This window comes from Williamsia sp. D3 (assembly GCF_000506245.1).
GTDB lineage: Bacteria > Actinomycetota > Actinomycetes > Mycobacteriales > Mycobacteriaceae > Williamsia > Williamsia muralis.
Window position 1 is genome coordinate 164025 of record NZ_AYTE01000004.1, and the last position, 24941, is coordinate 188965.

Annotated in this window: 26 protein-coding genes and 3 pseudogenes; 11 read left to right on the forward strand and 18 right to left on the reverse strand. The window is 63.6% G+C overall.

The features are described 5' to 3' along the window. Positions 1-152 precede the first annotated feature (152 nt). Complete coding sequence (locus W823_RS34480) at positions 153-785, forward strand: SMI1/KNR4 family protein (RefSeq protein ID WP_023954906.1); 633 nt, start codon at positions 153-155, stop codon at positions 783-785. An 84-nt stretch (positions 786-869) separates the two neighbouring features. On the opposite strand, the gene W823_RS34485 is transcribed toward W823_RS34480, so the two are convergent. Beyond that, entirely contained in the window at positions 870-1082 is a 213-nt protein-coding gene (locus W823_RS34485) for a hypothetical protein (RefSeq protein WP_023954908.1), read from the reverse strand. A 131-nt stretch (positions 1083-1213) separates the two neighbouring features. On the opposite strand from W823_RS34485, the gene W823_RS34490 reads away from it, so the two are divergent. After that, positions 1214-2002: a class I SAM-dependent methyltransferase gene (locus W823_RS34490; protein WP_023954910.1), complete on the forward strand. Its 789-nt coding sequence runs from the start codon at positions 1214-1216 to the stop codon at positions 2000-2002. A 575-nt stretch (positions 2003-2577) separates the two neighbouring features. On the opposite strand, the gene W823_RS56275 is transcribed toward W823_RS34490, so the two are convergent. From W823_RS56275 to W823_RS34520, 8 genes and pseudogenes are all read right to left on the reverse strand, one after another. After that, a complete protein-coding gene (locus W823_RS56275; RefSeq protein ID WP_152537978.1) occupies positions 2578-3492 on the reverse strand; it encodes a hypothetical protein in 915 nt (304 codons plus the stop codon). A 31-nt stretch (positions 3493-3523) separates the two neighbouring features. Further along, positions 3524-3802 (reverse strand): hypothetical protein, encoded by a 279-nt coding sequence (locus tag W823_RS57040; RefSeq protein ID WP_023954916.1) that lies wholly within the window; start codon positions 3800-3802, stop codon positions 3524-3526. Positions 3803-3847: 45 nt separating this feature from the next. Continuing rightward, entirely contained in the window at positions 3848-4285 is a 438-nt protein-coding gene (locus W823_RS57975) for a saccharopine dehydrogenase NADP-binding domain-containing protein (protein WP_161633968.1), read from the reverse strand. A 26-nt stretch (positions 4286-4311) separates the two neighbouring features. Next, positions 4312-4608, reverse strand: a complete 297-nt coding sequence (locus tag W823_RS57980) for a hypothetical protein (RefSeq protein ID WP_161633969.1) — start codon at positions 4606-4608, stop codon at positions 4312-4314. A 416-nt stretch (positions 4609-5024) separates the two neighbouring features. Further along, entirely contained in the window at positions 5025-5504 is a 480-nt protein-coding gene (locus W823_RS0127840) for an ATP-binding protein (protein ID WP_235189390.1), read from the reverse strand. Positions 5505-5793: 289 nt separating this feature from the next. Continuing rightward, positions 5794-6624 (reverse strand): glycosyltransferase family 2 protein, encoded by an 831-nt coding sequence (locus tag W823_RS34510; RefSeq protein ID WP_023954923.1) that lies wholly within the window; start codon positions 6622-6624, stop codon positions 5794-5796. After that, positions 6615-7598, reverse strand: coding sequence for a hypothetical protein (locus tag W823_RS34515; RefSeq protein WP_023954925.1), 984 nt, complete (start codon positions 7596-7598; stop codon positions 6615-6617). Before W823_RS34515 ends, W823_RS34510 begins: the two co-directional genes overlap by 10 nt. Next, a pseudogene (locus W823_RS34520) lies at positions 7595-8679 on the reverse strand (glycosyltransferase family 4 protein). Before W823_RS34520 ends, W823_RS34515 begins: the two are co-directional and overlap by 4 nt. Positions 8680-9059: 380 nt before the next feature. Here W823_RS34520 and W823_RS0127850 point away from each other — a divergent pair. Together W823_RS0127850 and W823_RS34525 are read left to right on the forward strand one after the other, a co-directional pair. Beyond that, a complete protein-coding gene (locus W823_RS0127850) occupies positions 9060-9482 on the forward strand; it encodes an STAS domain-containing protein (RefSeq protein WP_081729630.1) in 423 nt (140 codons plus the stop codon). A gap of 47 nt (positions 9483-9529) precedes the next feature. Beyond that, positions 9530-9961 (forward strand): ATP-binding protein, encoded by a 432-nt coding sequence (locus W823_RS34525; protein ID WP_023954929.1) that lies wholly within the window; start codon positions 9530-9532, stop codon positions 9959-9961. A 1-nt stretch (position 9962) separates the two neighbouring features. Here the strand turns inward: W823_RS34525 and W823_RS34530 are convergent, their stop codons facing one another. Next, positions 9963-10715: a 1-acyl-sn-glycerol-3-phosphate acyltransferase gene (locus W823_RS34530; RefSeq protein WP_023954931.1), complete on the reverse strand. Its 753-nt coding sequence runs from the start codon at positions 10713-10715 to the stop codon at positions 9963-9965. A gap of 112 nt (positions 10716-10827) precedes the next feature. On the opposite strand from W823_RS34530, the pseudogene W823_RS34535 reads away from it, so the two are divergent. Beyond that, positions 10828-12394: pseudogene (locus tag W823_RS34535) on the forward strand (Rieske 2Fe-2S domain-containing protein). 225 nt (positions 12395-12619) lie between these two features. After that, positions 12620-14146 carry an FAD-dependent oxidoreductase gene (locus W823_RS34540; protein WP_023954933.1) on the forward strand — a complete coding sequence of 509 codons (1527 nt, stop codon included), beginning with the start codon at positions 12620-12622 and terminating at the stop codon, positions 14144-14146. A gap of 50 nt (positions 14147-14196) precedes the next feature. Here the strand turns inward: W823_RS34540 and W823_RS34545 are convergent, their stop codons facing one another. The 3 genes from W823_RS34545 to W823_RS34555 form a co-directional block, all read right to left on the reverse strand. Further along, the gene (locus tag W823_RS34545) at positions 14197-14580 is read right to left on the reverse strand and encodes an ATP-binding protein (RefSeq protein ID WP_152537979.1); all 384 of its coding nucleotides are present in this window, start codon (positions 14578-14580) and stop codon (positions 14197-14199) included. Between the two features lie 268 nt (positions 14581-14848). Beyond that, positions 14849-15259 (reverse strand): STAS domain-containing protein, encoded by a 411-nt coding sequence (locus W823_RS34550; protein WP_023954935.1) that lies wholly within the window; start codon positions 15257-15259, stop codon positions 14849-14851. A gap of 115 nt (positions 15260-15374) precedes the next feature. Next, positions 15375-16202, reverse strand: coding sequence for a SigB/SigF/SigG family RNA polymerase sigma factor (locus W823_RS34555; protein WP_023954937.1), 828 nt, complete (start codon positions 16200-16202; stop codon positions 15375-15377). 174 nt (positions 16203-16376) lie between these two features. Between W823_RS34555 and W823_RS34560 the strand changes: the two genes are divergently transcribed. Then, positions 16377-17555, forward strand: a complete 1179-nt coding sequence (locus tag W823_RS34560) for a zinc-dependent alcohol dehydrogenase (protein ID WP_023954939.1) — start codon at positions 16377-16379, stop codon at positions 17553-17555. Positions 17556-17602: 47 nt separating this feature from the next. Here the strand turns inward: W823_RS34560 and W823_RS34565 are convergent, their stop codons facing one another. Continuing rightward, positions 17603-18022, reverse strand: a complete 420-nt coding sequence (locus W823_RS34565) for a ChaB family protein (protein WP_023954941.1) — start codon at positions 18020-18022, stop codon at positions 17603-17605. 123 nt (positions 18023-18145) lie between these two features. Between W823_RS34565 and W823_RS34570 the strand changes: the two genes are divergently transcribed. Continuing rightward, positions 18146-18994 carry an SDR family oxidoreductase gene (locus W823_RS34570; protein ID WP_030167597.1) on the forward strand — a complete coding sequence of 283 codons (849 nt, stop codon included), beginning with the start codon at positions 18146-18148 and terminating at the stop codon, positions 18992-18994. 60 nt (positions 18995-19054) lie between these two features. Here the strand turns inward: W823_RS34570 and W823_RS34575 are convergent, their stop codons facing one another. Continuing rightward, positions 19055-19561: a hypothetical protein gene (locus tag W823_RS34575; protein ID WP_023954945.1), complete on the reverse strand. Its 507-nt coding sequence runs from the start codon at positions 19559-19561 to the stop codon at positions 19055-19057. Further along, positions 19558-20469, reverse strand: coding sequence for a hypothetical protein (locus W823_RS34580; RefSeq protein WP_023954947.1), 912 nt, complete (start codon positions 20467-20469; stop codon positions 19558-19560). Before W823_RS34580 ends, W823_RS34575 begins: the two co-directional genes overlap by 4 nt. Positions 20470-20969: 500 nt before the next feature. On the opposite strand from W823_RS34580, the pseudogene phoU reads away from it, so the two are divergent. Then, positions 20970-21624 (forward strand): annotated as a pseudogene (gene phoU / locus W823_RS34585) (phosphate signaling complex protein PhoU). Here the strand turns inward: phoU and serS are convergent. Together serS and W823_RS34595 are read right to left on the reverse strand one after the other, a co-directional pair. Continuing rightward, the gene (serS, locus tag W823_RS34590; RefSeq protein WP_023954949.1) at positions 21625-22893 is read right to left on the reverse strand and encodes a serine--tRNA ligase; all 1269 of its coding nucleotides are present in this window, start codon (positions 22891-22893) and stop codon (positions 21625-21627) included. Positions 22894-22903: 10 nt separating this feature from the next. Beyond that, a complete protein-coding gene (locus W823_RS34595; RefSeq protein WP_023954951.1) occupies positions 22904-23320 on the reverse strand; it encodes an ankyrin repeat domain-containing protein in 417 nt (138 codons plus the stop codon). 131 nt (positions 23321-23451) lie between these two features. Between W823_RS34595 and W823_RS34600 the strand changes: the two genes are divergently transcribed. Next, positions 23452-24555 (forward strand): septum formation family protein, encoded by a 1104-nt coding sequence (locus W823_RS34600; RefSeq protein ID WP_023954953.1) that lies wholly within the window; start codon positions 23452-23454, stop codon positions 24553-24555. A gap of 3 nt (positions 24556-24558) precedes the next feature. After that, positions 24559-24909, forward strand: a complete 351-nt coding sequence (locus W823_RS34605; protein WP_023954955.1) for a metallopeptidase family protein — start codon at positions 24559-24561, stop codon at positions 24907-24909. Positions 24910-24941: the final 32 nt, after the last annotated feature.

Here is a 24941-nt window from a genome sequence, read left to right on the forward strand (position 1 = left end):
GCAGGCCCGGGGTTGACGGGTCGACGTTGCACGTTTGCAGCCTTGCAGAACCGTTCCGTCGACGACAATGCCATCCTGAGGTGCTGGAGAAGATCATGCCCTGGTGCCTGGATGAACCTGCCGGCGTACACCCTGCGCTCTAGTGTGAGGCAATGACAGTCACGGCCGAGTGGGGACTACTGATGAACGTCCTCCGACTCGAAGCCCCTAAAACGGGCCGGAACATACTGCCTGCCGTACGCCGCGCGCCGGACATGATTCGGCGGGCCGAATCGTCGATCGGCGTGACCTGGCCGGCGCAGCTGCACGAGTTCTACGCGCTTCACAACGGTGAATCCGCGGACTACGCAGACGCGATTCCCGGCTCGATTCTTCCCGCGCACGAGCTATTTGGCACCGAGCGAGTCGCTTCTGACCATGCAATGATGATCGAGGTCTGGACCGCCCTCGCTAACGGCGACAATGACTATTACCCAGGTGGATACGCCAACATCGTTGCACGCCACCCGACGGCAGGCAGCCGTGTGGCCGCCTTCATCCCTGAATACATCCCGATCAGCGGGGCCGACAGCTACTACTACTTCTGCGACACCCGACCCAGCGACCATTACGGTTGCATCCGCGCCTATGACCGCGACGACGCGGACGAGGCTGGCCCGAAATGGTCATCCATCGCCGACATGCTCGCCGCCGTAAGGGTGAGCATCACACACCAAACCCCACTCGATGGGTGGAAACCGACGATCCGCGACGAAGCACTCATCTGGGAGCCAGCGGCGTTATAGAACGCACGCTCGCCCACCATTTGCCGCCCGCGCACGGTGAAAACGTATTGTGCACAATCGATCATGCGGGTAACAATGATTATGTCAAGTAAACTTGATGCGGCGCAGGTAGAACCACCATGCGCCGGCCCCGACTAACGGAATCGTCCAGACGATCAATAGCCAAAGCCGCGGATGTGCGACGGCGGGCGGTCCGTTGAGGATGCTGGCTGCGGACACCATTGCCGCCGCGACCCACGCTGAAACGGGCACGAAGACAACGCAAACGACGAGTAGCGCCGCGGTGACCATGTCCACCCTGGGCACCGTACCCAACGATCTGCCTAGGCGTGGCTGTTGAAACTGTGAAGTCCGGCTGCAGTCACCTAAACATCGACCGCAGATGGCCGCCATGTCTACAGTTCGTGAGAAGCGGAGGGTGATGGCACATGCTTGAAGAGGGCCAGCGCGGCGAATGCCGGAACGCGGTGAATGATGGCGCACCGGTCTACGACCAGATTGGGGTCGGTTATGTCACGGGCCGTCAGCCCGATCCACGATGGATGCGGCAGATTGAGTCCGCTATCGGTGATGGGGCGCGGGTGCTCGACGTCGGTGCGGGCACTGGGTCCTACGAACCCACAGACCGGACTGTGGTCGCGGTGGAACCATCGCGGACCATGATCGAGCAGCGTGCACCGGCCAGCGCGCCAGTGATCCAAGCGATGGCGCAGAATCTGCCGTTCGCGGACGGTCAATTTGATGTTGCTATGGCCATCTTGACCGTGCATCACTGGGAAAATGTGGAGGCCGGCATTGCCGAGCTGCGTCGGGTGTCGCGCCGGCAAGTGGTCCTCACCTACGACCCCAGGTTGCACGCCCAGTTCTGGCTCTGCGACTACATCCCTGAGATCGCCCACTTCGAACTCGGCCGTGCACCCTCGGTCGAACGCCTCGCTTCGCTGCTTGAGTCCGACGTCATCCGTACGCTGCGCGTCCCCGCCGATATGCGAGATGGTGTTCTGATCGCGAATTGGCGGCGGCCACAGGCCTACCTCGACCCCGCTGTCCGCGCCTGCTGCTCAGGCCTGGCCCAACTCAACCAGGACGCGGTCGACGCCGGGATCCGACGACTGGAAACCGAAATCGGTGACGGAACATGGGAGCGGCGCTACGGCCACCTGAACGCACAGACTGACTACGACGGCGGCTACCGACTGATCACCGCCGAATCGTAAAAGACTGCTTCGCAACGGAAGTAGCCCCTGATACAGATCATGTCAGGTTCAGCGCGGGCCGCTCGTGCGGGTCTTGTGTTGTGGCCTAGGCTGGTGGTGTCGATGCGACAGTGGGCCGGGCGAGAGGTTGGTCACCTGGGCGGGTGCTGCTCGTTTACTCGGGGTGATCTTCGCTGGACGAACCTCTGATCGGTTATCCAGTCGATGTTGAGATTGATAACATCGCCTTCATGGCCGCTGCTGCTCCGAAGCCGGGTCGCCCGGTCCGTGGCTCGGATACTGGCCGGCCGTTGATGGCGTTGTTCGACTTGCTTGGTCGGCGGGGGTGTCTGGCCGTTCTGTGGGCGTTGCGCGGGGGTCCATGCGCGTTCCGGGCTCTTCAGGAAGCAACTGGTGGAATGGCGTCGGCGACGTTGAATACGCGGACCAAGGAGTTGCGTGAGGCGGGTCTGGTGGAACTGGGCGACGATGGATACGCGTTGACATCTTGGGGGACAAGCTTGCTCGAGGTTGGTTTGCCGCTGGAAGCGTGGGCGGTCTCGTGGGCGGCTTCTGCCGAAGAGGAGTAGCCAGGTTCAGGGGGTGAACGACAACGTCGCTGCGATCCCGACTGTCGACGCCATCACCGTGGTTTCGATGATGGCGTGTCGCAGGGATGTGGTCACTGCGCACTGCCTGCCAACCCATATTCGCCGCAGACGGTATCCGCCAGCGAGTAGCGCAATCAGTAGCAGGCCTTTGGTTGCGGCGAGTACAACGTATGTGTCAGAGGTCGGGCTCGATACGAGGCGGAGTGTCAGCGCCGCGATTCCGCTGGTAATGACACCTATTGCGCACCACCATGCCAGCCGTGAGTAGCGGGGAAGGAACCTGGTCCATGCGGTTGTGGTTCTCAGTGTCATGAGTGCTGCGAGCAGCGGGCCGAGCCATAGTGCTGCAGCCGCGGCATGAATCCCGATCACCACAGAACCGATCGTGGTTACCGACATGTGGCCGCTGACCGGTGGTGCGAGCAAACCCAACACGGCGACACCGCCCACCACCAACGGGTGCCAACCCACTCCGCCGCGGGCGGCGTCAATCGAGATGACCATCAACACCATTGGGCACACCACTGCGACCAAACCCCACTGGCCCAGTGTTGTGGCGTGTAGCAAGGAGCCGAGGTGCGCGCCGGTCAACGTCGACGGCGTTACGTTGGCCAATTCGCTGGCAGTGAGAAGAAACGACAAAGCGGTCGCGGTGATCCACAGGCCCGCCCACAGTGCCAGCGGTCTCCAGGCCTGAACAGCCTCGGTTGTGGTGGAGGTGCTAGTGGGGAGGGCCCAGTGGATCAGGATGCAGAAACCGACACATAGAGCGCCTGCAACGGTGGCGATCGCCCTGAGCGCCTCGGCCGGCATTGGGGAGGCCGAACCCGCTGCGAATGCTGCGACGAGGGCGGCGGCAACTGCGGCAACCGGTCCAGTCAGCTGTCGCAGGACAGTCACCACGGTGAATCTCGAGGTGGGAGAGCGAGAGTCAACGTTGGGCCTGAAGGGCCCGGAACCCGAGGAAGCCCAGATAGGCTGCCAGCCCAAACCACCCGATAGGGCGGGTCCTGCGATCCGTCAACGCCATTCCGATGGCGGTTTCGGCACCTCCGTTTCGGAGGGTCCACGCCCTGGTGTTGTCGGGGAACAAAGGTGAGGTGATCGGCGCAAACGCTTGGGGGGCGACAAAGTGGCTTGCGCCGACGATGGCCAGCCCGGTCCCGGCGATCGAGATCTTGTCGGTGGGGAATGCGGTATGGCTGCTCATCAAGCATCTGCCTTTCGTGGCGGTGGATCGTGGATGAGGGTTGAGTCAAGGAGTTTCGAATCGACCCATCGGCGCCGATTCAGCCACTGCGACAAAGTGATCTGTAGGGACGACGTCGAATCCGACGCCGGGTACGAGGGCTACGCCAGCGGCGTGGGCTTCACCATCGTGTCGGTAAATCGCTTCGAACACATTCGCTTCGCCTGCCAGGTCGAGATAGTGGGTACCGGTCCGCAGGCACGCGGCCACCATGAGCTCGGCTGTCCGTTCGTACGGCCCGGCGCAATGCGCCACCACGTCGACGTCGCGTTGGGCCTCATCGAGAACATCGGGGTCATTGAGGGCAAAAGTCCTTGATTCAACACCGAGTACGCGGGCTGCCAGCGACGTTTGTTCACGACTTCGCCCGGCCACCAGATCGAGACCGCGATGCACTGCTTCTTCACCGACCAGTCTGCCGGTGTAGCCGCAGATTCCATACACCAACAGGCGGCCTGGCGCCGGCGACCTCACGCAGTTCCCGCCGCTTGTGCGCGAACGCGGCGACCGCCGACGATGAGCCACGCGGCAAACACCAACAAGGCTGTGCCACCGATGAAGTCGGTGAAGATGGTCGCGAAGAAGAACGGCGGAATATCGGGAACCCCGCCCAGGAAGTGGCCCGGGCTGGTGAATCCCAGCATCGCGTAGGCGATCAGGGCGGTCGAAACCCCTCGGTAATGACCGTTGCGGTACCGGGCGAAAGCCCAGAAACCCGCCGCGGTCAGAACAGGCCAAAAAGACTGCAATCCCAATCTGATACGCAATTGCGTTGGGGAAGAACAGTGGCACCGGTGGGTAGTCCTCTGCCATCACAAAATTGTGCGTGTAGTGGACGGTCGTCGAGAGAACGTTCCACACGATGATCGCGCCCAGCAGCCCGACATACCGGGGCCCCTGCGTCGTGTTCGTAGTCATCGTCACAGTGAAACTCATCTGTGCTTCAAAATCAAGAGCGGTGTCGGCGGGCGGAGGGCATAAGCGAACTTCACCTCCCGGACGCGTAGACCACCGGCAGCCGGCCACGCCGACATCAACCACACCCCAATTTTGAGGGAGTTGATCGTGCCTCAATCCAAGGGCTGATGGCCAGCTTGGCAACGAATCGAGAGCGGCCAGAGCGGGGGTCCGAGCCCGGTCCACGCGCGTGAGCACTTTGGGGACTCAAAACGATTCAAGCGCCCTAGCGGACCACCTTGAGCGGCCCCTCCTCGGGCGTCGGCGGCTCGAACCGCTCGAAGTACTCCGTTGCCGTCTGTTCGGTGAGTGGCCAATCGTCCGCCCGCCTGCCGTGTCGGTCGTCGACCCGGCTCAGGATGGTCTCAAGACTCGTCGCAATGTAAATGGTCTCCGGCAGGATGCCCTGCGGTGCGAGCAATGCGCGGAACTCATCGCGTTGTCGCCGGAACCAGAATCCGAAGTCGAGCACGACATCGTTCCCCGCCGCGACATGGCGCAGCAAGCGCGCCTTCAGGTCTGCTGCCACCTCGCCGACCACTTTGGCGGAGGGCATCGCCGTGATTCCGCGATCCCAGAACTCCACCTCGAACGACAAACGCGTCCAGCCCTCGCGCTCCAAGCGCTTGGCGTAGGTGGTCTTTCCGGCACCACCTGGCCCGCACATCATCACGACGCGGGGCCGTCGTGTCTCGTTCGATGCCACCGGACCGAGATTACGCCACGCAACTGACGTTGAGACTTGAAACGCTCCGCTCATCGCTGATCGGATCAGTTCCGACTTGATCCACACACCCTCGCCAACGCAACCACCGAACTGTCCAACGTCAAAGTCCTCGAGAGGACTGGCCCACAGGAGGCTGCAATGCGCCAGCGAGACAACATATCTCGCTGCAATCCGGAGCTGGTACCCGGGTAACGATGTTAGTTCGTCCGGCTAGCGTTCTCACCCAGAGCCCGTACTACCAAGGACCATCCCCCGGTTCGTGGACCATTCACGTTCGCACCCAACGATTCCGCTCGGTGTCGAAAACGACCAGTCCGAGTTCCGCGAAGCCGTCCAGCCATCCGCCCATCGGCCACCACCCCCAGCGAGCGTGAAAGATGCTGGCATTGAGCAAGATGTCGTCGAGGTGTTCCACAGGCGGGTTCGAGACGGGGTGGAACTGGTGATAGGCACGGGCACCGCCCACCCAGGCGATCGCGAAGTGCAGAGAGGCGGCCGTCTGCCCGAAATCGGTGTCCTCGCCGCCGTATCCGGTATAGCCCTCGTAGAAGCCGCCGATCCGGGCCCAGTGCTCATCGGTGATGGCAAAGGACAACGACCAGAACAGATTCATGTCGGTACCAAGCTCGACGGCCCCCGCAGGCGGATTGGGCCGAGCCGGGTGGGGCGCCGTCAGGGGCTCGAGGTCACCTCCGCCACGTGCCACTTCGGAAGCCCGTTCGTCGAGATAGGTGACAGGCCCACAGAACAGCAGGCGTTCTCCGGCCCGGAGCTGGACGGCGGCCTTGTAACGGGACACGAGGTCGGGGGCGGGGATGCAATCGACATCGAGGAAGATCAGCAGGTCGGCGCCGCGGTCACGGGCGATCGCCGCGGCGGTGTTTCGCGCAAGCGCGAGCGGCAGCCTGTCCTCGACGCGCGCGACGTGTGCGACCACTGCCTCACCCAGCTCGACCTGTTCAGCGATGTCCGGATCATCCATGGCGACCACCACGTGGAGGTCGGGTCGCTCGGAAGTGGCCGCGAGAGCTTGTAATTGGGCCCGCAGATGCCGGTGCCGGCCACTCACGATCGTGAGCACGGCGACGGTCATGTCCATTTCTGCGCGACTTCCTTGATCGCCGCCGCGGCGCGTTCGGCCGCGCCTTCGGTCTCCCACATGGACCAACGGTGCGAGGGCGTCTGCGCCGCCGTCGCACACAACTCGGGCCAACTCGAGAGCTCAGGCCAATGCGAAATCACGGCCGCCAGTCGCAGAACCCGCTGCATCTCGGCCACGGCACGCTGCTCCTCGAATGGCCGGTCCTCGGGGATCAGGATCGCGGGCCTCGCCGCGACTGCCAGGTCGGCGACGGTGTTCTGTCCCGAATTGCCCACCACCACACCGGCATTGCACATCGCCGGCCAGGGATCGGCCAACCAGCTCCCCGGACCGCCGGCGAAACGCCACGTCATATCCGGATACGCCGAGCGGCAGGCCTCGACGGTCTGTTCCGAGATCTGGGTGCCTCCCGATCCCGTCATCACCAGGACGTCGGAGCGTTCGGAGTCATCCACGCATCGGGTGCGGCCGGCAAATCTGCTGATGCCGCCGGTAAAGGTGGTCTTGTGCAGATGCGGACGCAGCCAGTCGGGTTCGTAGATCGCCGACGGCCACGGCGCGATGATCGCGTCGGCCAAGCCATAAGCCAGCTGGTGAGGAGAGTCGTCGCGGGTGCCGGGCATCGCGACCACGATCACCGGAACACCGAGAAGCCGCGCGAACACCGCGATCTCGACCGAGACGTCCACAACGAGTGCGGCCGGGTCCGTCTCCTCCACCCAGGCGGCCAGCTGAGCCATCCGACCTCGCATCCCCGGGTCACGGATCGGCGCCCAGTGCACCATGCCGGCGGCGGTGACATCGCGGCGCTCGCCGAGGTCGTCGCGGGCCAATTCGACGACACGGTGAAACACGCCGGCTTCGATCGGAGCCGACGACAACGCGGTGACGGGAGTTCGGATTGCGCCCGCGATGGATGCCGCGCGATTTCGGTGGCCGTGGCCTTGGTGGTGGACGTAGTAGCCGATCATGCGGCCAGGTGCGCCCGGCCGGCCAGCCGCCGGTACAGCGCCAGATACTGATCCACCATCACATCCTCGGCGCAGTGACTCTCGGCCCGCGCTCGGACAACCCGCCGGTCCAGGCTCATCGCCCGGCGCGCCGCCGCCGCGAGCGAGTCGGCGTCGTCGGAGTCGGCGAGCACCCCGCCGTCGTCGCCGACGATCTCCGGGATCCCCCCGCGCCGGAAGCCTGCCACCGGGGTTCCGCACGCGAGCGACTCGGCGACCACGAGTCCGTAGGGTTCGTCCCACAGCGGTGTCACCAAGGTGGCGGCCGACGAGCCGACCACCGTCGCCAACTCATTCTGATCGAGGTGGCCCACATACCGGATGCGATCGGACAACAGCGGGCTGATCTCGCGGTCGAAGTAGTCGCGATCACTGATCGGCCCGGCCAGGCGCAGGCCGAGTCCGGCCCTCTCCGCTGCCCGTGCGGCGAGATGGGCGCCCTTCTCGGGTACAAACCGTCCGAACCACACAAGGTCGTCGCCGCCGGACCCGGCCGGCCAGAGGTTGACATCCACGCCGTTGCTGACCACCTCGATGTCACGGGCGACATGACTCCAGGATCGGGCGGTGTGTTCGCTGACCGCGGCAAACCGTGTGTTCTCGGCGTTCACGTCGATGGCTGATTCCAGCCACGGCGTCGGCGGGGTGTGCAGTGTCGTCAGCACCGGCGCTTGGCTGTCCGGGCCAACGCGATCGGGAGGTAATGGAGGCTGTGGTTGTGGATGACGTCGAACCGGTTGTCGCGACCGAGTCTCATCATCAGTTCGAGGTAGGCGTGGTGCGCAGCCATGAACCCCGGTTCCGGCATGGAGGTGTCGCGCTGAGCCGCCGGACTCGGTTCGAACTCGCTGACGTCGAGCAATGCGTGCTCGACACCGAGGTCCGATCCGGCAGCTGCGAACAGCGCAACGTCGTGGCCACGCCCAGCCAGTGCCCTGGCCAGATGCCACACGTGGGCTTCCAAGCCTCCTGCAAACGGTTCCGCGATCGGATAACGGTGCGATGCGATGAGGGCGATCGACAGAGGTTCTGCGCCTGTCATCTTTTCGACACTTTGATGCTGATGACGTCGTGTACGGCTGCGAGTCGAACACCGCTCATGGACTCTCAAAGCTCCTGACTCTCTCGACAACGGCTCGAAGGAGGCCCACGATCCATTTCTTGGGGGGGGTACGACGGGCTGTCGATCTCGCACGTCGCAACAGGCAACGGGTTTAATACCCAGGCAAACCTTCGGCCAAACGCATCGTACGGGAGCATCCGGGCAGGAGTCCGAGTCCGATTTCGGCGACCATTCGGTTACCGTGTCGCCGAGTTGTGCAAACATGGACAGGTCGGTTCAGCTAGCAGCCGGGGGTGCGTGCTGTCTTGACAACCCAGACCGCGCGCACGGTAGACAACACCATTGAGCAAGGGGTATCGATGGAATCGATCGACGGGCAAGCGCAAGTTGCCCGCGAGGGTCATGAGTTGCCGGGCACCGGACTGACCATCGCCGCAGACCGAAAAGGTGGGCTGGTGGTGTTGACCGTGCGCGGAAGTATCGACATCCTCACCGTCCCGCAGCTGGCAGACGCCGTTCGCGAGGCGATCAGTGGCGTGCCGGCCGGACTCATCATCGACATCACCGAAGTCGATTTCCTGTCATCGGCGGGCATGGCCGCCCTGGTCACCGCCCACGAGAACATTGCGCCGACGGGCAAATTCGGCGTCGTCGCCGACGGCCCGGCCACCGAACGGCCCATGCGTCTCGTCGGTCTGGACGAGACGATTCTCATGTATGCGACCGTCGATGCCGCGGCTGCGGACTTCGCCGAAGAGAGCAACGATCCTTACACCGCTTAAAAGCGGTACTGCTTGGGTAACAGTGAGCTGTGGGTGCCGATCAAGTCATGACGAACTCGCCGACCGAGGGCGTACGGCTCATGTATACCGATGTGGCTGCCGAACCGGCGGCCGCGACCTCGCTACGCCAGTTGCTGGCTGAATGGCTTGCCGAACATGTACCCGATGTCGGCGACCTCTCCGACTCGATCACGCTGGCGGTCTACGAAGCGCTTGCCAACGCGGTGGAGCACGCATACACCGGGCGTGAGCCGGGCACGATGAGTCTGCGTGCCACCTATCACCCGCATGATCAGCAGTTGAATGTGACCGTTCAGGACCACGGGAACTGGCGAGAGCCCGACCCGACAACTCACCGGCTTCGCGGCCGCGGCATTCCCCTCATGCAAGCGCTCGCGGACCATCCGCGCATCAACCCCAGTCCTCAGGGCACCACTGTGAACCTGGAATGGAACCTCGGCGCCGAGCGCGACAAGTAGGTCAGACGCCGCCGTCACGCTTGGCCGCCCGGGCGGCCAGGTCCTCGGCATCCATCCGGTTGGCCTCTTCCAGCGTGGGCGCCGATCCGCCCAGTCGGGCGGGCACCCAGAACTCCCCTTGTGGATGTGGCCCGTAATTCTGCTGCAAGGTCAGCAATTCCTCACTCATCGTCTTGTGCAAACGCTCGGTGAGCGAGGCCGGATCGCCATCGGGCGCGATCAGCTCTCCGACACCTATCGAGATGGGGATGTTCGTCCGGCCCAGCCGCTTGGGATGGCCCTTGGTCCAGACCCGCTGAGCGCCCCAGATGACTGTCGGCAGGATCGGGACACCCGCTTCGAGCGCCATCCGCGCAGCACCGGACTTGAAGTCCTTGATCTCGAAACTCCGGCTGATCGTCGCTTCGGGGTAGACGCCGACGAGCTCTCCCCGCTGGAGGTATTCCACCGCGGCGCGGTAGCTGTCCGCGCCGGCCGAACGGTCCACCGGGATGTGTTTGAGGCTCCGCATGATCGGTCCGCTGATGCGGTGATCGAAGACCTCCTTTTTGGCCATGAACCGTACTTTGCGCTTACCCTGCAGAAACGCAGGCAAGCCGGCGTAGGTGAAGTCGAGGTAGCCGGTGTGGTTGATCGCCACCACCGCGCCACCCGTCTTCGGTACGTTCTCGACCCCGGTCACGGTGAACTTCAGGCCCTCGGCGGCCCAGAGTGATCTGGCAATGGCGATGACTGTGTCGTAGACCGGTTCCATGCGGCGAGCATAGCGTTGGCCAAAGAGGGGCCAACCGGAACTGGTCGATACTCTGGTTCTCATTGCGACGAACCAGAAGTTGAAGCAATAACCACGATTTTGGAGGCAGCACGTGCAGGTCACGAGCATTGGGCACGCCGGATTCCACATCGAGACTGATGCCGGGTCGATCTTGTGCGACCCATGGGTGAACCCCGCCTACTTCGCCTCATGGGTGCCGTTCCCCGACAACAGTGAGCTGGACTGGAAGGCGCTCGGGAACTGCGACTACCTGTACGTCAGCCATCTCCATCGGGACCATTTCGACGAGCAGAACCTGCGCGACAACGTCAGCAAGGACGCGACCGTACTGCTTCCTGACTACCCGGTGCCGGACCTGCGCCGCGAACTGGAGAAGCTGGGGTTCACGAAGTTCGTGGAGACCGAGGACTCGGTGAAGACCACCGTCACGAACGACAAGGGCAGTCTCGACGTGATGATCGTCGCATTGCGGGCGCCGGCTGACGGTCCCATCGGCGACAGCGGCCTTGTGGTCAGCGATGGTGAGACCACCGTCTTCAACATGAACGATGCGCGGCCTGTGGATCTCGACGTGATCGCTGAGCAGTTCGGTCACATCGACCTTCACCTGCTTCAGTACTCGGGCGCGATCTGGTACCCGATGGTGTACGACATCCCGAAACGCTCCAAGGCCAACTTCGCTGCCCAGAAGCGCCAGCGCGGTATGGACAGGGCGAGGTCGTACATCGAGCAGGTCGGTGCCACCTGGGTTGTCCCGTCTGCCGGGCCGCCCATGTTCCTCGACGAGGATCTGCGCTACCTCAATGACATCGAGAACGACCCCACGAGCATCTTCCCGGACCAGGAGACGTTCCTGGACCAGATGAAGGAGAAGGGCACCGACGACGGGGAGAAGCACCGTGGCCTGATGATGGTGTCGGGTTCCACCGTCGACATCACGGGCTCACAGCTCAACGAGTTGTCGCATCCGTATCCGCCGGAGCAGGTCTTCGGCCCCAACAAGGCCGCATACCTGGATCGGATGGCCGAGAAGTTCGCTCCGGTGATCGCAGCGCAGAAGGCCACGTGGGCCCCCGCCGTCGGTGACCCCTTGCTGCCCGCTCTCAAGGAGCTCTTCGAGCCGATCATGGCCCAGAGCGATCTGATCTGCGACGGCATCGGGTACCCGGTCGGATTGGTGATGGGCGAGGAGACCGTTGTCCTCGACTTCCCCAACCGCACAGTACGAGAACCGAAAGAAAAAGAAGGCAAATACCGGTATGGATTCCGGATTGCGCCCGAGTTGGTCAGAACTGTCCTGCGTGACAACGAACCCGATTGGGTCAACACGATCTTTCTCTCGACGCGTTTCACCACCTGGCGCATCGGCGGATACAACGAATTCCTGTACACGTTTTTTCAAGTGTCTGACCGATGAGCGAATTGCTTACGCCGACGGGTGGTTCGCCGAGGCACACGATGACTCGTCCTCCATCGAGAAGGACGGCTGGAAGTTGCAGCGCCGCTGCCCGCACCTCAAAGCCGATCTGACCAAATTCGGTGTCATCGAGGGCGACAAGCTGACCTGCAACCTCCACGGCTGGTCATGGGACCTGCCCAGCGGGCGGTGCCTCACCAGCAAGGGGCATGAATTGCGCAGCGCTCGAATCGAGTCCTGACGCTGACATTTCGAGACCGGTTGACCTCAAAGCCGTACGGGAGTTATATTTTCCCGGCGTTTGAGGTGACCATTCCCTTCGGCGTGGGAGACTCAAAAAGCGAGTCTCCCCTCAAACTTTCTGCTTTCATCGCCGCTTTCCCGTTCTGCCGGTTCAATTGATGCCGGCGGAACGGTGTTTCGCGGGAGCAGTTTGAACTGCAGACGCCGCGGGTATCAGAGCGCTGTGTCCTCACTCTGGATGAAGAGCGTCAAGGTCGATCCGCCTGTTCGAAGCATCACCGACTCACGCTTCGACTACGTCGTTGTCGGCGGAGGCATCACCGGCGTCACCACTGCGCTGCTCCTGGGTCGATCGGGTGCCGACGTCGCGTTGGTCGAAGCCCGACAACTCGGCGCCGTGGCCACGGGCAACACCACCGCGAAAGTCAGTGTGCTCCAGGGCACCCGACTGTCCTCCATCTCGAGCAAGCACTCGGCCGCTGCGCTGCGCGGGTATGTCGACGCCAACGTCGAAGCGCAGCAATGGCTGCTGGCCTTCTGCGGGCAGCACGAGGTGCCGTTCCAAATCGAGACGGCATACACATACGCGCAGTCGGACAAGGGCCTCGACAGCATCCGCAAGGAATTCCAAGCCGGCCAGAAAGCGGGCCTCGACGTCCGCTGGGTCGACGATCCCGGGACACCATTTCCATCGGTGGCGGCAGTGGCCCTCGACGACCAGGCCCAGTTCCACCCACTCGATGCCCTCGAAGCTCTCGTCGCCGAAGCCCAACGGCATGGCGTGCAGGTCTACGAGAACACCAGGGTCGTGTCTGCGCACAGCAAAGACGGCGACCAGATACTTCGCACGGACCAGGTGGACTCCGTCACCGGAGACGACCTCACCGTACGTGGCAGAAAGATCGTATTGGCCACCGGTACACCAATTCTCGACCGCGGCGGCTTTTTTGCCCGCGTCCATCCCGAGCGCTCGTACGCTGCCGCCTTCTCGGTCTCGGAGCCGATCATGGCGGGCATGTACCTTGCCGCCGACCAGCCGTCGAGGTCGGTCCGGTGGGTTCCGGGGCCCAACGGCGAGCCACTTCTCCTCACAGGAGGAAGCGGCCATCCCGTGGGGCGGGCCAAATCGGAGCAGGAACACGTCGACGAGCTGATCGACTGGACCACAACGTATTTCCCGACCGCTGAGCTGACCCATCAGTGGTCGGCGCAGGACTACATCACGATCGATGAGCTGCCCTACGTGGGACCGATCCTTCCCGGGCACGACAGTATCTACGTGGCCACCGGATTTGCCAAGTGGGGCATGACAAATGGGGTGGCTGCTGCGTTGGCGCTTGCCGGCCGGCTCCTCGGCGGTGGTCCGGCGTGGGCGGAGTACCTGGACTCGTCCCGCCCCGCGCAGGTTGTGGGCGTCCCGTCTGCCGCGGTGATCAATGCCGAGGTCGGGCTGCACATGGCCAGAGGGTGGGCGGGCGTAGCGATCAAACCCGGCGCCTCGACCACCACCGACGAGACCGTTCCCGAGGGCGGCGGGGTGCTGCGTCGCAACGGTGCCCGACCGATGGGAGTGTGCACCGTGGAAGGACAGACGCACAAGGTGTCGGCGGTGTGCCCTCACCTTGCCGGTGTACTCAACTGGAATGACGCCGAGAAGTCGTGGGACTGCCCGCTTCACGGGTCACGTTTCGCGGCCGACGGGGCGGTCCTCGAAGGGCCGGCCACCCGCCCGCTCACCAAGCTCGATTGAGCCCGCGCCGATGTGGTCGGCGCCGTCGGCTCGGACGGGATCTGGCTATTTCACCAGTTCGATTGCGACCAGACGGCCATCGTTTTCGGCCTCGCCTCATGGACGGTCACCGACTCGGTCAGCGTCTGCAGCACATGCCACCCAAACCCCGTCTGGGGCAAGGAGTTAGAGCGCGGCAGCCACGACTGGACCACGCCGTTGAAGTGGTGCTCGGCTGTGGTGAAGGCGACCGTCAACTCGGCACCCGGTCCGGCATGTCCGATGATCGTCATCGCGGCCTCGTCGACGGCCAGTTTGATGTCGGCGACCTCGTCCAGGGAGAAATCGGCCAGCACCGCCAAGGTCTCGGCGATGGCCCGGACCATCGCAACTTGCGACTTGTCGGCGGGCACCCGGATGTTCACCGGAGCCACTGCCGTTTCGTCGATACGCATGACGTCACCCACTACCACTTCGATCCCCCTTTACCGGGCAGGTTACCCCGGCCAACGGTGTTGATCACGATCGACATTTGCACTACTCCTACTACGGTCTCACCCCGTATACCCCGAGGATGGCTGCCCTAAGCACTCTCGCGGAACAAATAGTCAGGGTGCCTTCTGAGCCCCACGATTTCACAGTCGGATGTCCGGGCACGCGCCGCATCACCCTTCCGCGGTGAGCGTAAGTGAAGCCGTCTCGAGCGAGATTCGGGCCGGGTTACTACTGCGCAGGAGTGGCTTGGCGTGCCGATTTCAACGAATCGAAACATTCGACCAGGTCCCCGAGAAGCTCCAACGGCCGACTCACGGATCGCCCGCAGGCAACCGCAAACCACCGATCCTCTGTGGCTGCCGTATCGGCGACATTGATGAGCAGTTCGAGGCACGACGACGGTGCGAAGTCGACGTCGGACAGGTCGACGATCAGTGCCTTGGTCCCGCTGAGCAGATGGTCGAGGTAGTCCTGGAGGAGCACTACGGTGTCGCGGTCCATCTCACCATCGACCCGGACAACGACGGGATGCGCCCGGGTGCAGGAGAACGTGATCTTTCTGGTGCACGTGTGCCCGAGCTCGGTCATGGAGCCGATGTCTCGTAGTTCAGGATAGAAATTGGTCTCCGATGGCGACATGAAAACCTCCGGCCGACTGGCGATGACTGCCCCTGGAGCTCGCCGCCCACCGAGCAGGCCACTCCAGAAAGCCCGGCTGCCTTCCCAACCTGATTAACAATCTACAATTCATTGTTCAATTCAGGAAGGAATTCGGGCCACCCAATGCCCCGTCTTCGTCAGAGCCGAGCTCGTCACGCAACTTGGCGAGGGTGCTGGAGAGGATGCGCGAGACGTGCATCTGAGAGATCCCGAGTTGTTTTGCGATCTCGGTCTGGGTCTGGGATCCGAAGAATCGCAGCACCAGGATTCGTCGCTCCCGCTCGGACAGCTTGGCGAGAGCCGGCCGGATCGCGACATAGCTTTCAACGTGCTCGTACTCGGGATCTTCCGAACCCAGTGTTTCAAGCAAGGGTGCGCCGAGCTCGTCGTCGGCTGCACCGGAATCGGTGGACAGCGCCTGGTACGCCCCACGCGCCAAGAGGCCTTCGGTCACCTCCGCGACACTGAGGTCGAGCTCGGCGGCTATCTCGCTGGGCGATGGTGCCCGCCCGAGGCGCTGGGACAGGTTTTCCGAGGCGTCGCTGATCGACTTGTGCAACTCCTTCAGCCGACGTGGGACACGGGTGGCCCAGGCCGCATCCCGGAAATGCCTGCGCACTTCACCCATGATCGTGGGTACCGCAAAAGACACGAACTCCGAACCGTGCTGAGGGTCGAACCGATCCACCGCATTGACCAGGCCCAGGCGGGCAACCTGGACGAGGTCGTCGTGATTTTCGCCGCGACCACTGAACCGGCGGGCGATGTTCTCGGCGAGAGGGAGGCAGCGGGTGATGACCTGGTCGCGAAGACGGTCGGCAGCGGGCGTGCCCTTCTCTTTCTCCCGTAGACGCGCGATCAAGTCCACGACGTCGGCATAGTCGTCAGAGACCCGCGCCTTCGGTTGAGTTCGCTCCAACACGGTCCCATCTACGCTGCTGATTCAACTCGTCTGGGTTACCCCGTCGAGTTCGTCTTCAATCACCCTGCCATGCGGCCCTGTTCTCGAGCAGCGCTTGGGTTCACCACGGCACTCCATGGGTATCCGACCCGCGTGCCCGAGGAACGAAACGGGCGAACCCAACCAGGAGGACTCATGAGAGCAGTGACGTGGCAGGGCAAACGGGACGTGCGTGTCGAAACGGTACCGGACCCCAAGATCCAAGAGCCTACCGATGCCATCATCGAGCTGACGACCACGAACATCTGCGGCTCGGACCTCCACCTTTACGAGGTGCTCGGGCCTTTCATGAATGCCGGCGACATCCTGGGTCACGAACCCATGGGACGTGTGGTCGAGGTCGGGGCAGACGTGAAGAACCTGGCCGTGGGTGACCGTGTGGTCATCCCGTTCCAGATCTGTTGTGGCAGTTGTTTCATGTGCGACAGAGGGCTCCACACCCAATGCGAGACCACACAGGTCACGTCGGAGGGTCGCGGCGCGGCCCTGTTCGGGTTCTCCCAGCTCTATGGTCAGGTTCCCGGCGGTCAGGCTGAATACCTTCGAGTCCCGCTGGCCGACTTCACCCACATCAAGGTGCCCGAGGGGCCGCCCGACTCGCGATTCGTGTACCTCTCCGACGTTCTGCCGACAGCCTGGCAGGCCGTGGAGTACGCGAACGTGCCCGACGGTGGAACGGTGACAGTTCTCGGTCTCGGTCCGATCGGCGACATGTGTGCGCGCATCGCTGCTCACCGTGGGTACGACGTCGTCGCGGTGGACATGGTGCCGGAACGTCTGGATCGGGCCACGGCGCGCGGTATCGACACCATCGACATGCGCTCGCACAAGAACATCGGGGAAGTCATCCGGGACCGCACCTCAGGGCGCGGAACCGACGCCGTCATCGATGCGGTGGGTATGGAGGCCCACGGTGCGCCCGTGGCAAAGCTTGTCCAGACGGTCGCCGGCCTCCTTCCCGATGCGGTGGCTCAGCCGGTGTTCAAAACCGCCGGCGTGGACCGGCTCACGGCTGTCTACACCGCCATCGACGCTGTCCGCCGCGGTGGCACGGTGTCTCTCATCGGCGTCTACGGCGGCGAGGCAGACCCGCTGCCGCTGGGCACGATGTTCGACAAACAGATCAATGTACGTATGGGACAGGCCAACGTGAAGCATTGGGTGGACGACATCATGCCGCTCCTCACCGACGACGACCCGCTGGGCGTGGACACCTTCGCCACGCACGAGGTCAGTCTCGAAGAGGCCCCGCACGCCTACGAGATCTTCTCCAAGAAGCAGGACGGCGCGGTCAAGATCCTGCTCCGTCCCTGAGGCCCGAAGGCCTCACGGCCAACCAGGAGAAGACTGCTCGAGAACTCTCACCGGTTCTTGGCAGTCTTCTTTCTGTTCGCCTTTTTGATGGCGGAGACCAGTTCCTTCTTCTTCATGGAAGAGCGGCCCTTGATGTCGAGTCGCTTCGCCACCTTGACCAGATGATCCTTACTGGCGTTGGCGTCCACACCCTCGGCAGACTTACCTGAGGGATTGGGGCCACCACTCTTGGCCCGGCTGTCGGAAGGACCCTTCTTCTTCTTGGGTTCCCAACGGTCGCCCACTTTTTCGAAGCTGTGCTTGAGAGCGGAAAATGCCGTGCGGTGCGCACGTTTCTCGTCGCCGTATTCGTCCATCGCCGAGTCGTAGGTCTTGGTGAAGGTGCGTTGTGCCTTCTTGCCCGATTTGATCAACGTACTGGGCAGCTCACTCTTCTTCGGCGCACCCGATTTTGTCGTCTTCGGCATGTGCTTCCTCCTTCTCGAGATGTTCGATCGGTCCTGGAGGTTACCCGTCAGCAGGACCGTCAAACTCGAGGTTTCACCCGGTCAGCGCCGGGTAAGCAGCGGTGGAACAGAAAGGTGCAGACCATGAGCGAACATCCAGCCGAGAACATCGAGTACCCGGGCCGGACCGGGGACATGAGCGAGCAGCCGCACGACGAAATGCGGTCGTACCAAGGCCGCGGACTCTTGCAGGGCAAAAAAGCTCTCATCACCGGCGGCGACTCCGGCATCGGACGGGCGGTCGCCGTGGCCTATGCCAAAGAGGGTGCCGACGTCGCCATCGCATACCTCGACGAGTCCGACGATGCCGCACACACCAAGGGGCTCGTCGAAGCCGAAGGACGCCGATGCACCACGTACGCAGGGGATCTGGCCGACCCCACGCACTGCCGCCAGATCGTGGGCCGAACGGTCGAGGACTTGGGCGGTCTCGACATCCTCGTGAACAACGTTGCGTACCAACACGTTGTCGAGGACTTCTCTGAGATCACCCCCGAGCAGTGGAAGCGAACGTTCGATGTCAACATCCACAGCTTCTTCCACGTGACCCACGCGGCCCTAGATCACCTCGGTGAGGGTTCGGCCATCATCAACACCGGTTCCATCAACGGGTTACGCGGCAACAAGTCATTGATCGACTATTCGGCCACCAAGGGCGCTGTCATCGCGCTCACCTACTCGCTCGCGCAGAGTCTCGTCGACCGCGGAATCCGGGTGAACTGTGTTGCCCCGGGACCTGTCTGGACACCGTTGATCCCAGCGACGATGCCGGCCGACAAGGTCGCCGACTTCGGTAAGCAGGTTCCCATGGGTCGCGCCGCACAGCCGGACGAGATCGCACCGTCCTACGTGTTCTTCGCATCGCAGACCATGTCGTCGTACTACAGCGGTGAGGTGCTGGCTCCGATTGGCGGCGAAACGCTACCCGGCTGAGGTCGGCGCGGCGACAACCCAGATTGCCGAAGTGACCTTGGGGCCGGGCAGGACAACCGATTACGGGTTCTTTGCCTCGGTGATCGCCTCACGGATCGCCTCTGCGCATTCGGCTCCCGCAGGTTCGGGACCGAGCCCGATGTAGAAGGTACCGGCTTGTCCGTGCTCTCCCGGGAAGCCGCCCAGTGTGATCCCTGAATCCTCCACCGCCGCAAAGGTGTCTTCGAGCGCGCTGCCCACCCGGGCCGAGGCCTGCGACATCGGAACCGACAACACCGCGGTGCCCCGCTTCTCACCCGCTGTCACCACGATCAGGTGCGTGGAATGGATGACCACGAGCACCTCGTGCGCCGCATCGGGATCGGTCCAGTTGGCCTTGCGGCGGAACACCTTTCCGAGAAGCGAATTGGATGGCAGGTTCTGGCTGGAGGTGAGCCAGGCCGGCATGTCATCGCTGAGAACCAACTGGTGGCTTTGTGCATGTTCTGCCAGGGCTGCTGTCATCTCCATGGACAGTTCATCGAAGCGGACCATTCGGGTGGACCGCTTGTACATCGTGGTGCTCATGCTGGTGCCTTCTCTGCTCCGGACTCGGCCTGTGCGCTGGCTTCCACCGCGCCCGACCACGCCACTGTGACCGCGCCGACGACCGCGAAGATGAAACCGAGAACAGCCAACCATGTCCGCCCCGGGAGTGCGTTGTCGCCCAGCCAGATGATGCCGACCAGACCGGGCACCACCGTCTCGCCCACCACCAGCGCGGCCGTCGCGCCGTTGACCGAGCCCAACTGCAGGGCGACGGTGTGGAGGTAGTAGCCACCTATTCCGGCGACAGCGAGCGCGTACGCGGCGGGATCGGTGAGGATGTCGACCACGTCGAAGTCAGAGATGCCGTGCAGGATGCGCACCGCGATGGCCACGGCACCGAACATCGCGCCCGCGCACAGCCCGGCGGCGATCGCCGCCCGGGAGCCCAGCCATCTGATCAAACCGATCGAACCGGCGAACAACAGCAGGGTGACGGCAAGCAGGCCCCAGTGGAACCAGGCGGCGTCGTGCCCGTGGCCTTCGGAGTCCGCCGAGATGCCCAGCGCGAACAGCGCCACGATCACGACGGCGATCGCCAGCCAGTCCCTTTTGTGGAGGTTGATGCCGAGCACGAAGATGCCGAGGATCGCTGTCACCACCAGGTTCGCACTGACGATCGTCTGCGACAGGAAGAGCGGGATGAGACGTGCCGACACCGCGCTGCCGCCGAACCCGACGACATCGAGAACGGTTCCGACGATGAATGCGGTCGTCAAGACCGCGGCCATCGTCGACCGCATGGTCGGTGCGCCCTTGTCGGTCTCGAAACGGCTCTCGCCACGCGCGGCCGCCGCCTGCTTTGCCGAGCGTGCGCCATAGGCCTGCATGACGGAGGACACCCCGTATGCGATGCAGGCGAACAACGCCGCGAGAATCCCGATGATCATGAGGGGATTATGTCGGGGCCCGACGACTTCCGCGCACGAACGCGCCTGGAGCGGGGAATAGTGCGGTACCTCCGCCCGTTGTAGGAACCGACGGTGTTCGTATCACTGCCCCGGGTACCACCCCAAAGTTGCTGCGAGCAACCACTTGCCGAGAGGCGCACTGGCGAACATCGTCCTGTCTGACGCGAAGGCCGCGACACCCATCGGTGTCGCGGCCTTCGTGCGCAGCGCTGTCCGGCATCGTCGAGCGATGCGCAAACCCACGTTGCTGACCTGGTCTTCAACCGATTCAGCAACGTGCTGCCTCTGATTCGGCGGAATCGGTTGCGCTGCGCTTGTAGTCCTCGTCACCCATGACCGGACAAGTAGAATGAATCACAGGCGCACCGCTCGTGCGCCATCTCGCCATCTGTCGAAGAATGCGCAGTCACTTTCAGCGAGTGCATCACTCGCTCGGCGATCTCCACTCGGCCACTGGCTCCACACAGAGAGACACTCTCATGCGCAGCACATTCCGCGACCAGTTACGCGACCTCAACACGACGCTCAGCACGATGGCCACTTTTGCCGGCAATGCCGTCGAGCGAGCCAGTCACGCCGTTCTATGCGCAGACCTTGCAGCTGCAGAGGAGGTCGTCAGTTCACACGATGACCTACGGGCGTTGTCAGCGAGGGCCGAGTCTCAGGCTTTCCTGCTACTGGCCCGGCAGGCCCCGGTGGCCTGTGATCTACGGACGGTTGTCGCCGCGACGCACATCATCGCCGATATCGATCGCATGGGCGGACTCGCCGTCCACATCGCCGAAGCAGCGAGAAGGCGTCATCCCGAGAGCGTCGTCCCGGACGAGGTGGCCCCTTACTTCTCGGAGATGGCACAGGTCGCCGTGACGATGTCGCACACCGTCGGCGATGTGCTGCTCACTCGTGACCCGGCCGATGCGCGCCGTCTCCACGACGATGACGACATCATGGATGATCTGCACCACCGACTGACGGCGACCCTCGACGACAGCTCGTGGCCGCACGGCGTCGCCGCCGCGATAGACGTGACGCTTCTCGGTCGGTTCTACGAGCGTTTTTGCCGATCACGCAGTGCTGATCGGTCGTCGTATCGTCTTTCAGGTCACGGGCGAATTGCCTCAACCGGCTTCCTGATCAAGGCCTGAGTGCGGCAGGCGCGAGGATCTCCGAACCCACAAAGGGCACCAGCGCCTCCGGCACCCGCACGCTGCCGTCCGGCTGCTGGTGATTCTCCAGGATCGCCACGATCCAGCGGGTGGTGGCCAGGGTGCCGTTGAGGGTCGCGGCCACCTGCGGCTTGCCGTTGTCCCCGCGGTAACGCACCTGGAGCCTTCTGGCCTGGTACGTCGTGCAGTTGGATGTCGAGGTGAGCTCGCGGTAGGTGTTCTGTGTCGGAACCCATGCCTCACAGTCGAACTTGCGGGCCGCCGACGAACCGAGGTCGCCGCCGGCAACATCGATGACGCGGTACGGCACATCGATCGCGGCGAGCATGTCCTTCTGCCAGCCAAGGAGCTTCTCGTGTTCGGTCTCGGCGTCTTCGGGCTTGCAGTAGATGAAGGCCTCGACCTTGTCGAACTGGTGCACCCGGATGATCCCGCGGGTGTCCTTGCCGTAGCTGCCTGCCTCACGACGGAAACAACTTGACCAACCCGCATACCGCTTGGGTCCGGCGGACAGGTCGAGAATCTCACCCATGTGGTAGCCGGCAAGTGGGACCTCGGAGGTACCGACGAGATACAGATCATCTTCGGCGAGGTGGTAGACCTCGGCCGAGTGGGCACCCAGGAATCCGGTGCCGTCCATCACCTCGGGTCGAACGAGAACCGGAGGGATCATCACGGTGAAGCCGTTGGCTGTCGCCTTCTGCGCTGCGAGCTGCAACAGCCCCAGCTGCAGCATGGCTCCCGGCCCGGTCAGGAAGTAGAAGCGTGAGCCCGAGACCTTCGCCCCGCGCTCCATGTCCAGCAGACCGAGGCTCTCGCCGAGTTCCAGGTGGTCTTTGGGGTCCTCGATCGGGGTGGGCTCGCCCACGGTCTCCACGAGGACGAAGTCCTCTTCGCCACCGGCCGGTGCCTCTGGCGCCACGATGTTGTTGATGGCGCGATGAGCGGCAGCCATCTTCTCGTCGGCCGCGGATTCACGGGCGTGAGCGGCTTTGACCTGGTCCGCGAGGTGCTTGCCCCGGGCGAGCAGTTCCTGCTTGTCCTCGGCGGGCGCCTTCCCGATGAGCTTGCCGAGGTCCTTCTGTTCCGAGCGCAGCTGATCGGCCTCGGCAATGGCGGCCCGACGCTCGGAGTCGGCGGCGAGCAGCACATCCACGAGGCCGGGATCCTCACCGCGGGTCCGTTGAGATGCCCGGACGAGGTCGGGGTTGTCGCGCAAAATCTTCAGGTCGATCACTCTGGAAACCCTACTGGTCGAGCAGCCCCAGGTAATCTTCGCGCCCGAACATGGAAGCGGCATCACGCGCGGTGGGGTGCCCCGTGTCCGGATCGGCCCCCGCGGCGATGAGCGCTCGCACCACGTCGTCATGCGATTTGAAGACAGCGCCGGCGAGCGGCGTCTGCCCCTTGTCGTTGACGCGGTTGACGTCGGCACCCGATTCGATCAGCCCGGACACCACGTCGTGATGCCCGTGGTAGGCCGCCAGCATCAGCAGGGTGTCGCCGGCGCCGTTCGTCAGATTGACCGGCACACCGGCTTTCACATAGTCGAGCACGGCCGTGTCACCGGACCGCGCCAGGTCGAACAGCCGTCCGGCCAGCTCGGCCACGTCCTCGCTCGGCGTCACGGCGTCGGATTCATCGCCTCGCGCGTCTGATTCCATCCTCCGACGATAACGCGGGCCATGCGCACGAGGGTTTCGTCTCGCGGCAATAGTCCTCAGTGCACAACGCGGGCCAATGCGCACGAGGGTTTCGTCTCGCGGCAATAGTCCTCAGTGCATGATGGACACCGATGGTTGACAGAGACGGCCGACGGGATCGACTGGGTCATGTGCTTCGACACCCGGTCAGGGTGTTGCTTGCCGCCATCCTCGCGGGTGCGGTGATCTGCGCAGGCGTGGTTGCTGTGCTGGGTGGCTTCGACGATCCCGGCAAGGTCGACGGAGAAGAGATCGGCGACGCCAAGACGTCGGCGCGGTCGAGCCCGTTCTCGGAGTCGGTTGCCGGCGACTGCCTGACCTGGCCGGTGGACCTACCGGCCAAACAGTCCAAGGTCGACTGCACCGCCGAGCACATGTTCGAGGTCGCCGGATCAGTGGACACCGCTGCTTACCCGGGTGTTCAGTTCGGCGAGGACGCACCGTGGCCCACCGCCGAGCAGTTCACCGCAATTCGCGACGAACATTGCCCGGTGGTGGTGAACAACTACCTCGGCGGGCAGCTCGATCCGGCCGGGCGGTTCTCGGTCGGGCTGATGTATCCCTCTCAACAGCAGTGGACAGACGGTGAGCGCAGTTTGCGTTGTGGGCTGCAGTTGTCGGGCACCACCGGAACGTTGAAGCCGTTCGCCGGTCTGGTGCGTGACCAGGACCAGTCACAGCAGTGGCCAGAGGGCACGTGTATCGGGATCGACCCGGCCACCCGCAAGCCCACCGACCCGGTGGATTGCGCTGAGCCCCACGCTTTTCAAGTCACGTCTGTGGTCGACCTCTCGGCGAGGTTCGACCCCACGGGGGCGGGTGCGCCGTATCCCCCTGTGGCCGAACAGGACAACTATCTCAAGACCACCTGCCCCGACGTCACCAGCCAGTTCCTCGGCGGCCCCGACAAGCTGACACAGACCACCCTCAACCTGCAGTGGTCCACACTCGCCGAGCCGAGTTGGCTGGCAGGTAGCCGAAAAGTGGTGTGTTACATCGGCTTGCCTGATCAGGGCGGATTCGCGACGCTGGTCGGCGACGCCGCGACCGGGACCCTGCTCATCAACGGCAAGGTGCCCACCCCGCCACCCGCCGAGCCTCCTGGACGCCTCATCCCATCGCCGGTGCCACTGCCCCCCGGCATCGAACCCAATCCGATCGAAACCCCGGCGCCGGCCGGCGGCGGTGGTGGCTGACCGATGCCGGTTGTCATGTCGGACAAAGCGTTCGACGAACTGGTGTCCGATGCGCTCGACACCATCCCCGAAGAACTCGCCGCTGCGATGAACAACGTGGTGGTCCTGGTCGAGCCGCACCATCCCGAGGAACCCGACCTACTCGGGCTGTACTACGGAATCGCACTGACCGAACGCGACAGCCACTACGGCGGCACCCTTCCGGACACCATCACCATCTACCGCGAGCCCATCCTCGACATGTGCGACAGCGAGGACGAGGTGATCTCAGAGGTCGCGATCACGGTGGTCCATGAGATCGCACATCACTTCGGGATCTCCGACGATTGGCTCCACGCCAACGGGTGGGGTTGAGACCGGAGCGCGGGCCACCCCGACCAGCCAAA